This is a genomic window from Spirosoma aerolatum (genome assembly GCF_002056795.1).
GTDB lineage: Bacteria > Bacteroidota > Bacteroidia > Cytophagales > Spirosomataceae > Spirosoma > Spirosoma aerolatum.
On record NZ_CP020104.1, the window covers coordinates 4,491,297 to 4,507,141 of the forward strand.

9 protein-coding genes are annotated in these 15,845 nt (G+C 48.0%); all 9 read left to right on the forward strand.

Annotated features, from left to right (window positions below):
* The first annotated feature begins 28 nt into the window (after window positions 1-28).
* The 9 genes from B5M13_RS18390 to B5M13_RS18430 all read left to right on the forward strand — a co-directional run bounded on the left by B5M13_RS18390 (window position 29) and on the right by B5M13_RS18430 (window position 15,724).
* Window positions 29-1,786: a phospho-sugar mutase gene (locus tag B5M13_RS18390; protein ID WP_080057053.1), complete on the forward strand. Its 1,758-nt coding sequence runs from the start codon at window positions 29-31 to the stop codon at window positions 1,784-1,786.
* Between the two features lie 199 nt (window positions 1,787-1,985).
* Complete coding sequence (locus B5M13_RS18395) at window positions 1,986-5,246, forward strand: SusC/RagA family TonB-linked outer membrane protein (protein WP_080057054.1); 3,261 nt, start codon at window positions 1,986-1,988, stop codon at window positions 5,244-5,246.
* A gap of 78 nt (window positions 5,247-5,324) precedes the next feature.
* Window positions 5,325-7,052 (forward strand): RagB/SusD family nutrient uptake outer membrane protein, encoded by a 1,728-nt coding sequence (locus B5M13_RS18400; protein ID WP_080057055.1) that lies wholly within the window; start codon window positions 5,325-5,327, stop codon window positions 7,050-7,052.
* 175 nt (window positions 7,053-7,227) lie between these two features.
* Window positions 7,228-7,656, forward strand: a complete 429-nt coding sequence (tsaE, locus tag B5M13_RS18405; protein ID WP_394334300.1) for a tRNA (adenosine(37)-N6)-threonylcarbamoyltransferase complex ATPase subunit type 1 TsaE — start codon at window positions 7,228-7,230, stop codon at window positions 7,654-7,656.
* A gap of 107 nt (window positions 7,657-7,763) precedes the next feature.
* Window positions 7,764-8,975 carry an alanine dehydrogenase gene (locus B5M13_RS18410; RefSeq protein ID WP_080057056.1) on the forward strand — a complete coding sequence of 404 codons (1,212 nt, stop codon included), beginning with the start codon at window positions 7,764-7,766 and terminating at the stop codon, window positions 8,973-8,975.
* Between the two features lie 97 nt (window positions 8,976-9,072).
* Complete coding sequence (locus B5M13_RS18415; protein ID WP_080057057.1) at window positions 9,073-9,477, forward strand: hypothetical protein; 405 nt, start codon at window positions 9,073-9,075, stop codon at window positions 9,475-9,477.
* Window positions 9,478-9,850: 373 nt separating this feature from the next.
* Window positions 9,851-11,854, forward strand: a complete 2,004-nt coding sequence (gene gyrB, locus B5M13_RS18420; protein ID WP_080057058.1) for a DNA topoisomerase (ATP-hydrolyzing) subunit B — start codon at window positions 9,851-9,853, stop codon at window positions 11,852-11,854.
* A gap of 164 nt (window positions 11,855-12,018) precedes the next feature.
* Window positions 12,019-14,352: a polyphosphate kinase 1 gene (ppk1, locus tag B5M13_RS18425; protein WP_080057059.1), complete on the forward strand. Its 2,334-nt coding sequence runs from the start codon at window positions 12,019-12,021 to the stop codon at window positions 14,350-14,352.
* 130 nt (window positions 14,353-14,482) lie between these two features.
* Window positions 14,483-15,724, forward strand: a complete 1,242-nt coding sequence (locus tag B5M13_RS18430) for a NupC/NupG family nucleoside CNT transporter (RefSeq protein WP_080057060.1) — start codon at window positions 14,483-14,485, stop codon at window positions 15,722-15,724.
* Window positions 15,725-15,845: the final 121 nt, after the last annotated feature.

The following is a 15,845-nucleotide window of genomic DNA, read 5'->3' on the forward strand; positions in this document are numbered from 1 at the left end:
GTTGATCTAAATTCCTATAATTATTAATATGACTACTGCCCTCGACTCTTCTACCCAGCAACGTGTTGATAAATGGCTCAGTGGCAATTACGATGCCGCCACGAAAGAATCGATTCAGCATTTGATTGACTCAGGAAATACCACTGAACTTACCGACTCGTTTTATCGCGACCTGGAATTCGGAACCGGAGGGCTTCGGGGCGTTTTGGGTGTAGGCTCCAATCGCATGAACCGCTACACCGTGGGTGCGGCTACACAGGGGCTTTCCAACTACATCAATGCGGCATTTCCCGGCGAAGATGTGAGCGTAGCTATCGCGCACGACAGCCGCCGGATGAGTCCGGAATTTGCCCAGTTAGCGGCCGATATTTTTTCGGCCAATGGCATAAAAGTATACCTGTTCAGCAGTCTGCGCCCAACGCCCGAGCTGTCGTTTGCCATCCGGCAGTTAGGTTGCCAAAGTGGCCTGGTTATCACGGCGTCGCACAATCCGCCTGAGTATAATGGGTATAAAGTGTACTGGAGCGATGGCGGCCAGGTTGTGTCTCCGCATGATAAGGGGATTATTGCCGAGGTAAATAAAGTTACTTCCGTTGATGACATCAAGTTCATGGGTATTCCCGAACGTATCACGATGATCGACGAAATAATCGATGCCCCATATGTGGAGCGCGTAAAGTCGAACGCTGTCAATCCCGATGTAATTAAGCGTCAGGCAAACCTGAATATTGTCTATACACCCATTCACGGAACAGGTATTACACTGGTACCGCGCGTACTTGATGCGCTGGGCTTCAACAATGTCCATATTGTAGAACAGCAGGCGACTCCCGATGGCAATTTCCCCACCGTAAAATCCCCCAACCCCGAAGAACGGGCTGCCATGCAACTGGCTCTGGACCTGGCTTTATCGATCAACGCCGACCTGGTGATGGCAACCGACCCTGATGCCGACCGCGTTGGTGCTGGTGCTCGCAACCATCATGGGGAGTTTGAGCTACTCAACGGTAACCAGATGGCCAGTCTGATTATTTACTACCTGCTCAACGCCTGGAAAGACGCCGGTAAGCTGACGGGGAAAGAGTTTGTCGCCAAAACCATCGTGACCACCGATCTGATCGATCAGATGTGTAAGAACTACGGCGTCACCTGTTACAATACCCTCACTGGCTTTAAATACATCGCCGAAGTTATCCGTGAACTCGAAGGCAAAGAGAAATTCATTGGAGGGGGTGAAGAAAGTTATGGCTACCTCATCGGCGATTTCGTCCGCGACAAAGACGCTATTGCCTCCTGTGCAATTATTGCCGAGCTAACTGCCTATGCCAAAGATCAGGGCAAGAGTCTGTTCGACATGCTGATGGCTATGTACATGGAAAACGGATTCTATTACGAAGCGCTGGTATCGTTGACCAAGAAAGGTAAATCAGGCGCTGAAGAAATCCAGAAAATGATGGCCGACTTCCGGGCAAACCCTCCGCAGGCGATTGCCGGATCGCCTGTCGTACGTGTCGATGATTACAAAGCCCTGACGCGACTGGATGCACAGACAGGTACAACGACCGCTATCGAAGCGGGGAAAATGGGGATTGAGTCATCCAATGTGCTACAGTTCTTTACCGAAGATGGCACTAAAGTATCAGCACGTCCGTCGGGTACTGAGCCTAAAATTAAATTTTACGTCAGCGTACGTGAGCCACTGGCAAGCAAAGAAGCTTTTGACGAAACCTATGCGCAGTTGAAGGCGAAAGTCCAGCGTGTAATCGACGAATTGCAGCTAAACTAGAAAATTCCGCTTTTGTTTAGTTAAAAAATAGAAGTAATAATATACTAAGCCCGTGCGCCCACCAACGTACGGGCTTTTTTGTGCTTTATTTTTAATTTTTTACACAAAAGCAACATTATATAAAACGTCTTACTCTTTATATTTAGGCATAATTACCTATCCAATTTTCCTATATATTTTACTAATTTCAATCAACCCTATGACAAACAATTATTTACGGCAAACATGTCGTACAGTGGCCTTATTTTTATTTAGTTGGCTCCTTTGCATATGCGTTTATGCCCAGGACCGCAAAATAACGGGGCGCATTACCGACGGAAATGACAACAGCGCAGTCCCCGGAGCGAACGTTGTGGTAAAGGGTACCCAAACGGGCGTGGTCACCGATGCCAATGGGCAGTTTTCCTTGAATGTAGCCTCAGGTCGCAATGTGCTTACCGTTTCGGCTATTGGGTACGTTTCGCAGGATGTAACCATCGGCTCCCGATCTTCTGTAGACATCACATTAGCGCCTGATATTAAGACCCTGAGTGAAGTGGTTGTAACGGGGTATGGTGCACAGGCCAAACGAGACATTACTGGTGCCGTTGCTACGGTCGATACCAAACAATTATTATCCGTACCCTCTACCAACGTAGGGCAGGCTTTGCAAGGCCGCGTAGCGGGTGTACAGGTCGGTAACGAGAATGCGCCGGGTGGCGGGGTGATGGTTCGTATTCGAGGATTCGGGACCATCAACGACAATTCACCTCTTTACGTGATTGACGGTGTTCCCACAAAAGGCAACCTGAACACGCTGAACCTCAACGACGTTGAGAGTATGCAAATTCTGAAAGATGCTTCGGCTGCCTCTATCTATGGCTCACGGGCCGGTAACGGTGTTGTCATTATCACAACCAAGAAAGGGAAAGCCGGTAAGCCAAAATTCACCTATGATACCTATTATGGCACACAACGTCATGGTAAACTCCTCGACATGCTCAATACGCAGGAGTATGCCCAACTAACCTGGGAATCTCGTATCAATTCGGGCGTAGTTGGTGCCAATGGCAATCCGGTTCACTCACAATTTGGCAACGGCCCAACGCCCGTCATTCCAGATTTCGTACTACCCAGTGGCGCTTCGGCCAGCGACCCACGCGTAGCCTTAAACCCGGATGGAACGTATAAGAACTATAACAATGACATCAACTCGCCTAACTTCCTGCTGATCACCAAGGCGAACAAGGTAGGAACAAACTGGCTGGAAGAGATTTTCCAGACCGCTCCCATTCAGAATCACCAGCTAGGTGTATCGGGCGGTAGCGAAAACGGGCGATATGCCATGTCGTTAAACTACTTCAACCAGGATGGGATTATGAAGTATACGGGCTACAAACGATATTCGTTGCGGGCTAATACAGAATTTAACGTCAACAAGCGGGTGCGCGTGGGGCAGAACTTTCAGGTGGCCTATGGCGAGCGTATTGCGCAGGCCAACGGGAATAACGCTGAAAGCAACCCCATTTCATTTGCGTACCGTATTCAGCCCATCATTCCCGTATATGACGTAGCCGGAAATTTTGCCGGTACACGCGGTGGCGATCTCGACAACGCCAACAACCCGGTTGCCCTCCTGTATCGGAACAAAGACAACGTTCAGAAAGAAGTTCGTCTGTTTGGTAATGCATTCGCCGAGGTGGACATTCTGCCAAATCTGACGGCTCGTACTAGTTTCGGTATCGACTATAACCTGTACAACTACCGCAACTACATCATCCGAGACATTGAATCAGCGGAAGCGCGTGGGTCGAACCAGCTTACCACCAACAACAACTATGAGTGGACCTGGACCTGGTATAACACACTGACTTACAACCTGTCGCTGGGTGATCGACACCGTTTCAATGTAATTGCCGGTACGGAATCGATCAAAAACTACTTCGAAACCTTTGATGCAACCCGAACCAACTTCGCTGTCGATGACATTGAGAACCGCTACCTGAGTGCAGGTACGGGCGTGCAGACTAACAATGGAGGTGCTTCTAACTGGCGGCTGGCGTCGGAATTTGCTAAAGTCAACTACGCGCTCGACGATAAGTACCTGATCGACCTGACCATCCGTCGGGACCGCTCTTCCCGTTTTGCGCCCGAATATCGTTCGGCTGTATTCCCGGCTGCCAGTGTGGGCTGGCGGGTTTCGAAGGAGAATTTCTTTAAGCCTCTCACCTTGTTCGATGATCTGAAATTCCGGGCGGGTTTGGGTCAGACGGGGAACCAGGAAATCGGTAACTATAACTCGTTCACGCAGTTCAGCACAAATCCAGCTACCTCGTTCTACGACATCAATGGTACGCGTACATCAGCCGTACCAGGCTATGAGTTGACTCAGTTTGGGAATGCGAAAGCCAAATGGGAAACCACGACCAGCCTGAACATCGGTTTTGACGCCAGCCTGCTGAAAAATCGCCTGACGGTTAATTTCGACTGGTACACGCGCACCACAAGCGATATGTTGTTCCCGGTATCGGCACCACTCACACAAGGGGTGGCTACGAACCCATTCCAGAACATTGGCGAGATGCGCAACCGGGGGGTTGACCTCATGATCAACTATGGCGACAAAATCGGGAGCAGTGGCCTGACGTATAACATCGGAGCGAATTTCAGCACGTATCGGAACACCGTCACCAAAACCAACGGCGATCCAAGCACGCAGTACTTCGGTATCAACGACGAACGGATTCAGAATTTCGTTGTGACGCAGCAGAACTACCCAATCGCATCGTTCTTCGGGTATACCATTGATGGTATCTTCCAGACAAACGAAGAAGCCAAAGCGTACCTCCCTCAGTTTGGCACAACGACAACGAACAATCCTGAAAATGTGGCTGGTCGTTTCAAATTCCGGGATGTCAACGGCGATGGTGTTATTAATTCAGGCGATCTAAGTATCATTGGCAATCCCCACCCCAAATTCACTTACGGTCTGAACATCAATCTGAACTACAAAAACTTTGGCCTGACTTTATTTGGCCAGGGCGTGCAGGGGAATCAGATTTTCAACTACGTAAAATACTGGACGGATTTCCCAACGTTTGCCGGAAACCGCAGTACCCGCATGCTTTATGAGTCATGGCGGCCAGGCAAAACCGATGCTATTCTTCCTCAGCTTAGAGCGAGTGATCAGATCAGTATTCTGCCCTCGACCTATTATCTTGAAAGCGGCTCTTATTTCCGGATGAAAAACATCCAGTTGACCTATCAACTGCCGCAAACGTTGCTGAACAAACTAAAGATGGGAGCTACCTCGGTATATATCCAGGGTCAGAACCTGTTTACGGTGACTAAATACTCTGGCATGGACCCCGAAATCAACCTGCGGAACTACACCGCCGGTAACGACCGTCAGATTGGTGTCGATGGAGGCTCATATCCGGTTGCAAAAACGATTCTTGTGGGTTTAAATCTGTCGTTCTGATGTCTGTACAGGATGTAAGCTATATGGGCTCAAACGTTCATACACCCTATCTCCTACATCATACATAAAAACATAACTATGAAAAAAATTACCCTACTCATAACCATCTTCTGTCTGGCAGTGGCTACGTCCTGCTCCGACAAATTTCTGGACGTACAACCTAAAGCAGCGCTGGCCGTAACCACGCTGCAAAATAAGGTTGGGGTCAATGCTTTATTGATTGGCGTGTATTCGCTGCTGGATGGCTGGGCTACTGCCGAAGGTGCTTATCGTTCTTACAACGTAGGCGCCGACAACTGGGTATACGGCAGCGTAGCCAGCGATGATGCCTACAAAGGAACCATTGCCGGTGACCAGCCCCCCATTTCGCTGATCGAACAAGGCAACAGCCAGTCAGACAACATCTATTTCCGGGGTAAATGGCGGGGTATGTACGACGGAATTGCCCGTGCAAACGACGTTTTACAGGCCCTTACAGCAGTTAAAGACATGACCGATGCCGAAAAAGCACAAGTAACTGCCGAAGCCCGATTCCTGCGGGGGCACTTCCATTTTGAACTTAAAAAGATGTTCAATATGGTGCCTTACATCGACGAGAAAATCTACAATCCGAATGATCTGGAAAGCACCAAGGTCCCAAACAACGTCGACATCTGGCCGAATATAGTAGCTGATCTGAAAGCTGCTTACGATGTTTTGCCAACCAAACAGACGTCGGTAGGTCGGCCAACCAAATGGGCTGCGGCTGCCGAGTTAGGCAAAGCCTATCTGTTCCAGAAAAAATATGCCGAAGCCAAACCCTTGCTCGAAGCCATTGTAGCCAGTGGACAGTATAAGCTGGTCGATAAGTACCACGATAATTTCAGAGCCGTAACCAACAACAACGCTGAATCGATTTTTGAGGTACAATATTCAGTAAACGACGGGGCTCCGGGTGGCGAAAACGGTAATATTGGTTCCACACTGAACTACCCCTATGGTGGTGGTGGCGTAACGACCTGCTGCGGATTCTTCCAGCCATCTCAAAATCTGGTTAATTCCTTCAAAACCGACGCCAACGGTTTACCCTTGGTCGACAGCTTCAATGCTACCGACATGACCAATGACCAGGGTATCGAATCGACGGCTCCGTTTACGCCATACGCAGGTACAGTTGACCCTCGCCTGGATCATACGGTAGGTCGCCGGGGTATTCCCTTTCTCGATTGGGGTGTTCACCCGGGCAAAGCCTATGTTCGTGATCAGTCATACGGTGGCCCTTATTCGCCGAAGAAGCATGTCATGTACAAATCGGATGTTGGTACAAATACTTTTGCCGGTAACCCACGTTTGAATGCCAATAACTACCGCATGATTCGCTACAGCCACGTACTGCTCTGGCTGGCCGAGATCGAAACCGAAATTGGTGATCTAAATAAGGCCCGCGCCTATGTGAACCAGATTCGCCGTCGGGCAGCTAATCCAGATGGGTTTGTTAAAAATGCGGATGGAACCCCTGCCGCCAATTACCTGATTAAAGAATATACAACTCCCTGGACCGACCAGGCTACGGCCCGCAAAGCGGTGCAATTTGAGGAGCGACTGGAGTTTGGGATGGAAGGACACCGTCGGTTCGATCTGGTACGCTGGGGTATTGCCGATCAGACGCTCAATGCCTATTATGCAGCCGAAGCCAGCAAGCGTATTTATCTGAAAGGGGTTACGTTCGTAAAAGGCAAGCATGAGTATTTCCCGATCCCAATTCAGGAAATCTTCAACAGTAAAAAAGATGGGAAAGAAACGTTAACACAAAATCCCGGCTATTGATAAACGATAAAGTTGTTGATATTTCCCCAACGTTTCTTTAGCATGGCGACAGTGGTCAATAGGTAATTTTTCCTGTTGACCACTTTTGTTTCTACAAAGTTGCTGGATCATTCGAATGGCTTATCACAACGTAAACAGCCTAAAAAACTGTATCTTTGCGGGCTATTCCTGTTACATGTTTATGAAACTACACATGACTCAACTCGATCAACTTAGTCAGATAGCCCACAACCTGTTGGCTGAGGGGCGTGGGCAGTCGGTGTGGCTATTCGAAGGTGACATGGGGGCAGGTAAAACAACGCTTATTAAAGAACTTTGCAGGGCCCTTGGTGTTATCAGCATAGTCCAAAGCCCAACGTTCTCTATTGTCAATGAATACACTACACATGAAGGTCATTCTGTATATCATTTCGACTGTTATCGGCTTCGCAATGAAGCCGAAGCGTTAGACATTGGGATTGAGGAATATTTTGATTCAGGCAATTACTGTTTCATTGAATGGCCCGAACGCATTCAGTCGCTCTGGCCAGCAACGTATTATAAGGTCTATCTTTCGGTTGATTTAGAAGGGCACCGAACCGTGGACGCTAAATTGATTGACTAGTTTCGGTATTCAGTTTACCGTTTACGGTTTACAGTGGTCCAATGCAAAAGCCTTTGATGCGTCAGCCCATTATAAACCGAAAACGGTAAACCGTAAACTTTTTACAAGTGACTGGATTTGAGGAATTGGCCAAACAGACGGCCCTATATCCGAAAGAAGCACTGCAAGCCGTAAAGACCAATCGTAATGGTCTGTTAATTGGCCTGCCTAAAGAAGTGTCGCTTCAGGAGAATCGTATTGCGCTTACGCCCGAAGCGGTGGCTATTCTGGTTCGACATGGCCATAACGTCATTGTTGAGCAGGGTGCTGGCGAAAAAGCTAATTTTTCCGATACGGAATACAGCGAAGCCGGTGCGCAAATTGCGCAATCGCCCAAGGAAGTGTATACGGCCAATTTGATCCTGAAAGTTGAACCACTTATCGACGGTGAATTCGAATTTATTCAGGCTGGCAGTACGGTTATTTCCGCCCTCAACCTACCGGCCCATGATCGGTCTTATTTCGAGAAAATCAACGAAAAAAACCTGACCGCTTTCGGGTACGAGTATATTGAAGATCAGTCAGGCGGACTACCTGTAATTCGGTCCATGAGCGAAATTGCGGGCAGTACGGTTATGCTCATCGCCGGAGAGTACCTTAGCAATGCGGCCAACGGTCGAGGTATTATTCTCGGCGGTATCACAGGTGTTCCACCCACGAAAGTAGTGATGCTGGGGGCAGGTACTGTAACTGAGTATGCCATTCGAATGGCGCTGGGAATGGGTGCAGAAGTAAAGGTTTTCGACAAATACCTGTATAAACTTCAGCGGCTCAAATACGCAGTTGGACAGCACGTATACACCTCCATCATTGCCTCCGATACCCTGGCCGAAGCCGTTCAGCGAGCCGATGTGGTCATTGGTGCCATGCGGGCCGAAGATGGACTAAGTCCGGTAGTCGTGACGGAAGAAATGGTGGGCCGCATGAAACCTGGTTCAGTGATCATTGATGTATCCATCGATCAGGGTGGAAACTTCGAGACTTCACGCATGACAACCCATAAAAACCCCACCTACAAACACATGGGGGTTATCCATTACTGCGTGCCCAACATAGCGGCTAGAGTAGCGCATACGGCTAGTATGGCACTGAGCAACATCTTTTTACCGTTCCTACTCGAAACCGGCACCACGGGCGGTATTGAACAGATGATGTACGCGAACCGTTGGTTTATGAAAGGTGTTTATACACACAAGGGAACGCTCACAAACGCCTACATCGCCCGTAAGTTCAACATGCGGTTCAAAGATCTGGACCTCCTGCTGGCAGCACGGTTTTAAAAATAGTATTGAGGAGCGAGGAGTGAGAATGACTGGCGCATCAAGAAAAAATGAGCGCCAGTCATTCTCACTCCTCACTTCGAACTCCGAAAAAAATATGATTAACCACAGCAACGAAAATACCCTACTTGACGACGCCAACTCCTACGATGTGAATCAGGAGTTAATGGGCCTAATTTCATCGGATTTTGTCAAAGTGGCCGATCAACTGAAAGAAGCATCGTACCAGATTCGGAAACGTGGCTTTTCCGACTACCCCATTTTTGTCGCTTCCCGCCGGGAAGTACCCATGGGCCAACTACTGTTCGGCGCTAATGAATTAGATAATCAGTGGAATTACAAAGCCTCATTTCTGGACGAGTTTATACAACGAGCCCTCATCGGCATGGAATCCGTCGATTTGTGGAAAGAGAACTACAAAAAGCCTGACGAGTACTGCTGTTTATTCGTGGTACACGGAGACTTTGCAGGCTTTGTCTATATCCCATATCCAGAGGATTAGACTTGAAAATCAGGCAAGAAAAGTGAAGCCGAATCCAATTGGATTCGGCTTCACTTTTTTACTGCCTCAATAATACTTTTTTTAGAAATAACGACCTCTGAAAAAAGAGGTCTAAAGTCGTATTTTCTCGGCCTTAATCAAGCCATCAGAAGCATATTCGGAAAAATACACGCACCATAAAAACCTACTTAGAAACTAGTAAAAGGGGTATTTATTGTTGATTAGAATATTTTTTTGTATATTAAGCCAATCTTGTTAAAAGGGGTAGGAAAAGACGAATAATTTTTGTATTTTTACAATCTGTAATACTATACAGAACCATCGAAATTCCTAAGCCTTAAGCAACAGATTTCTGACATTTTTTCATTCTAATATGACCAACGAATTGATTGAAGCTGATGCTCCTGCAGCGACCACACCTAACAGCAACTATGGTGCCGATAACATCACTGTATTAGAAGGTCTGGAGGCCGTTCGCAAACGCCCATCTATGTACATCGGCGATGTTGGTATACGGGGCTTACACCATCTGATCTGGGAGGTCGTTGACAACTCGATCGATGAAGCACTGGCAGGTTATTGCGATAAAATCAGCGTCACGATTAATCCCGACAACTCAATTACCGTTCAGGATAATGGTCGGGGAATTCCAACAGGTATAAATACCAAAATGGGTAAGTCGGCCCTCGAAATTGCCATGACCATTCTGCATGCTGGTGGCAAGTTCGACAAAGACACCTATAAAGTCTCGGGCGGTCTGCACGGCGTTGGTGTATCCTGCGTCAATGCGCTCTCAACCGATGTGCGGGTCGAAGTGCATCGCGAAGGCAAGATCTTCGAACAGGAATACAAAATCGGCGTTCCTCAATATGATGTTCGGGTTATTGGCGAAGCGTCTGATACAGGCACCAAAACGCACTTCAAACCCGATGCCAGCATTTTCACAGAAACGGTTTATAAATACGATACCGTTGCTGGTCGTCTGCGCGAGTTGGCCTATTTGAACAAAGGCATCCATATCTTCCTCAGCGATCTGCGTGAACTCGATGAAGCGGGTGAGCCAATTCGGCAGGATGATTTTTATTCCGAAGGTGGCCTGATCGAATTTGTCCAGTATCTGGATGAAACCCGCCCTTCACTCGATGGGATGAAGCCCATCTATATGGAAAGCGACAAAGGCTCTACCCCCGTTCAGGTAGCGCTAGTCTATAACTATGAGGCTGGTGAGAACGTACAGTCGTACGTAAACAATATTAACACACACGAAGGCGGTACGCATGTTCAGGGATTCCGTTCTGCACTAACGCGTGTGCTGAAAAACTACGCTGATCGCAACGCCGATAAGCTGCCCAAAAATACGGGTAAGGTACAGTTTAGCGGAGAAGATTTCCGCAAAGGACTGACCGCCGTTATCTCGGTAAAAGTACAGGACCCTCAGTTTGAGGGACAGACCAAAACCAAGCTGGGTAACCAGGAGGTTGTGAGTGCGGTTAGTCAGGCAATGGCCGATCTGCTCGAAACCTGGCTGGAAGAGAACCCTAAAACGGCCATTGGCATTGTCAAGAAAGTGCTCGTATCCGCCCAGGCACGGCTAGCCGCCGAACAGGCGTATAAACGCATCATGGCCGACCGTAAAGACTTTATGGGCGGTATGGGCCTGCCGGGTAAGCTTGCCGACTGCTCGGATACGGATCCTGAAAAATGTGAGCTTTATCTGGTAGAGGGCGACTCGGCAGGTGGTACTGCCAAACAAGGTCGTAACCGGGCATTCCAGGCCATTCTGCCGCTGCGTGGTAAAATCCTGAACGTCGAAAAGGCGCTCGAACACAAAGTATACGAGAACGAAGAAATTAAAAATATCTGGACGGCTCTGGGGGTTCGGCTTGAGAAAAAAGATGATGAGACCATCATGAACCTGGATAAGCTCCGGTATCATAAAATCATCATCATGACCGATGCCGACGTTGACGGTAGTCATATCCGGACACTGATTTTGACGTTGTTCTATCGCAACATGAAGGCGCTGATCGATAACGGCTACATATACATTGCTCAGCCTCCGCTTTACCTGGTCAAAAAAGGGAAGGAAGAGCGCTACTGCTGGACTGAAGCCCAGCGTGAAGCCGCCGTAAAAGAACTCGCTGGTGCCGGTAAAGAAGAAAATGTAGGTGTTCAGCGGTATAAAGGACTTGGTGAAATGAATGCCGAGCAGCTCTGGAGTACAACCATGAACCCCGATACCCGTACGCTCAAAGTGGTAACGGTTGAATCGGCCGCCGATGCCGACCACGTGTTCTCAACACTAATGGGTGATGAGGTGGCCCCCCGACGCGACTTTATCGAACGAAATGCAAAATACGCCCGAGTGGATGTTTAACCGAATAATAACATAGAGCGGGCCTTAAAGCCCGCTTTTTTGTTTTATTTCGGCGTTACTAAGTTAGTTAGGAGAATACAGGCATAAAATTCGATGCACGCCTGAGCGTAGAGCCGACCAGTTGAGTCGTAATTCATAGTGCACCCGTTGAAACTTATAGTAGTATGCGTTATTCGTTAAACCCAAACAGAAACATATTGGGCAATCTGGTTTCACGCTTTACCCAACGTCAGGCCAAAACCGCAGCCCAGGCAACTGATAAAATGGCAAAAGTCAGTGAAAAAGTAAGCAGCGTAATCGACCAGAGCGACTATTTGAGTCGGGATCTAAGCTGGATTAAATTCAACGAACGCGTATTGGATCAGGCTCGAAGTACAGACCGCACCTTGATGGAACGTCTGAAGTTTCTGGCTATTTCGGCCTCAAACCTGGATGAATTTTTCATGATTCGGGTGGGGAGTTTGTATAATTACCTTGATTACCACAAACAACGGGTCGACTACTCCGGGCTTCGGGAGGTCCCGTTCCGAAAGGCGCTCTATACAGCCTCTCATCAGTTCTGTCAGGACCAGCAGGCCGTATTTACTGAGCAACTTTTACCGCTCTTTGCTGAAAATGGGCTCCAGTTGGTCAACTTCGATGATCTGAAAGCTGAAGAAAAGGCAGAAGCCACTGCTTACTTCGACCGTACGATCTATCCTACCCTTACTCCCATGTTGTACGACTATACGCACACCTTCCCGGTACTGTTGGCGAAGGTGCTGATTTTTGGCGTCGTCACACAAAGTCCCGAACATAACGCATCGGGGAGTCATGCAGCGGATGATGATGATCGGCAGCGGCTTTCGTTCGTACAGATACCTGCCAACCTACCCCGCTTTCTGTCGTTTGAGCGCGAGGATATAACACTGTTCGTACCGATTGAAGAAATTGTTCGTCAGAATATCAAGAAGCTTTACCGAAACATCGAAATCCTATCGGTCAATCTGTTCCGCATCACGCGTAATGGCGATTTTACACTTGATGAAAACGATGATGACGAGGTCGATTTTCTGGATGAAGTACGCCAGAAAATCAAAAATAGGCGCTTGGGGCGGGTTACCCGGGTCGAAGTTGAAGTGGATGGCATTACCGAGGACAGCGAAACCTGGATGCTGAACCTGCTAAAAAAACGCTGGGAAATCGATGATCTGAATATTTTCGAATCGACAAGTCTACTCGATTTTTCAGCCTTCTGGCAGATAATTGGTCATCCGGATTTTAAGGATGATATGCCTCGTCCTCATGCACCGGTGCCTCCGCTTGGATTGACACGGGAAAAAACGGATAACATTTTTGAGCAGATCAAACAGCGCGATCTACTGCTTCATCATCCATATAACAACTTTGAGCCTGTGCTGCAATTGCTTGAACAGGCTGCCGAAGACCCAAACGTACTGGCTATTAAAATTACGGTCTATCGCCTGGCCAAGCGCTCGCGTATTACCGAAGCCTTGCTGAAAGCGGCTGAAAATGGTAAACACGTATCGGTTCTGTTTGAGGTGAAAGCCCGTTTCGATGAGGAAAATAACATCCGTGAAGCCCAGCGACTACAGAAAGCAGGCTGTTTTGTGATTTATGGAATTAGCCGGTACAAAACCCACACCAAGCTACTATTGGTAGTTCGGAGTGAGGGGACGCGTGTGGTACGCTATGCGCACATGGCAAGCGGCAACTACAACGAAGACACGTCTAAACTCTACACCGACATTGGTTTGCTAACAACCGATGAAATTTACACGCACGACATCTCTGAGTTTTTCAACGTTATTACCGGTCATTCGCTGCCCAACGAATACCAATATCTGATTACCGCTCCCCGCGATATGCGTGATCAGTTGGTACGGCTCATTCGGCAGGAAGCCACTAATGCCCAACACGGGCTGGCCAGTGGCATATGTATAAAAGTAAATTCGCTGGAAGATAAGCAGGTTATTGACGAACTGTACAAAGCCTCACAGGCAGGCGTCCCCGTTCGCCTGATTGTACGGAGCATCTGCTGCCTACGCCCACAACGTCCGGGTTTAAGCGATAATATTACCGTCCGGTCTATAGTAGGTGATTTTCTGGAGCACACCCGGGTCTATTATTTCCATAACAATGGTGATCCAAAGATCTATGGTGGAAGTGCTGATGTTATGGTACGCAGCTTCGACCGACGAATTGAATCTTTATTCTATCTGGCAGATGCCCGTGTAAAGCAGTTGGCTATGCTGATTCTAAAGTATAATCTGCTTGATAATGTTAACGCGTATGAATTGAAAGAAGACGGCAACTTCCAGAAATGCGATGTTTCGGCTGGTGAAGAACCGTTCAATATGCATCAGCGCTTCTTCGATGTGACCGAAAAAGAAACTATGACAATCCGGCTGTTTGATGAGGAGATTAAACCGGCCGAAGTAGCTAAAATCGAAGAAGAATACCAGGAAGGTGCCGAGCGTGCCATAGCGGATATTTAACAGAAAGTAGTTAGAAGCGAGGAGTGAGAATGCGGACGCATTAAAAAATACCCGTCCGCATTCTCACTCCTCGCTTCTAACTACTTTTTCCCTATCTTAGCTCACCTAACTGTAACTATGATTTTACTGAATGGAGCGCTTTACTGGACTGATTGGCGTCGTCTTGATCCTGGGCATTGCTTATGCACTTTCTGATAACCGAAAAGCTATTAATTTCAGAACTGTAGGTGTAGGCCTCGCCTTACAATTTGGCCTTGCTGTTTTTGTACTGAAAACCCCCGTTGGGCAACAGGTTTTCCAGACCGTTGGGCATTTCGTGGAACGCCTGTTAGGGAAGGCAGCCAAAGGAGCCGAGTTTGTTTTTGCCCCACTTGTGAACCCCGCTGCCCTGACAAAAGCGTTTGGCCCAGGCAACAACTTCATCTTCTTCTTTTCCATTATTCCAACCATTATTTTCGTTGCCGTATTGGTAAACATCCTTTATCACCTGGGTATTATGCAACGTATAGTTGCATTGATGGCCAAAGCCATGAAGTGGCTGATGGGAGTTAGTGGTGCCGAAGCGTTATCCAACGTTGCCAGCACCTTTGTTGGTCAGGTAGAAGCCCAGATCATGATTAAGCCGTATCTGAATGGCATGACGAACTCCGAGTTGCTGGCCAGTATGACCGGGTCTTTTGCCTGTATTGCGGGTGGTGTACTGGCGGTCTATATTTCCTTAGGTGTCCCCGGCCCTTACCTCCTGGCAGCCAGTATTATGGCGGCACCGGGAGCGCTGGTAATCAGTAAGATTGTTATGCCTGAAACACAGGTTTCAGAAACACAGGGTACCGTAAAAGTAGAGATCAAGAAAATCCATGCAAATTTATTGGATGCTATTGCAGCAGGGGCTAGCGAGGGTTTGAAAGTAGGCTTCAATGTAGTAGCTATGCTGATTGGTTTTATCGCGCTGATCGCCCTACTCGATACAATTCTGTTCAAGATTGGCTTTTACCTGATAGGCATCGACTACCTGAGCCTGAATTTCCTATTGGGTAAAGTATTCTCCATTTTTGCGTGGGCGATGGGGGTGCCGGGTAAAGATGTGCAAACGGCCGGGGCCTTGATGGGTACAAAAATGGTGGTAAACGAGTTTGTTGCCTACCTGGACATGGTAAAAATCAAACAAACACTCGACCCAAAAACAATTGCTATTGTCAGTTTCGCTCTTTGTGGATTTGCCAATTTTAGCTCGATCGCCATTCAGGTAGGAGGCATTGGTGAACTGGCCCCAAAACGGCGAAGCGATCTGGCTCGTATTGGCTTCAAAGCCTTGATCTGTGGTACGCTGGCCAGTTATATGTCAGCCACATTAGCTGGCCTACTCCTGTAGCCAGATCGTGTTGAGCGTAAGTCAAGCTCAGTTATACCTGACCACAATTGACACAATCTAAGATTGGTAACTTAAAAGCCCTGTCCTGAACTAGGATACAGGGCTTTTTTATGGATTACTA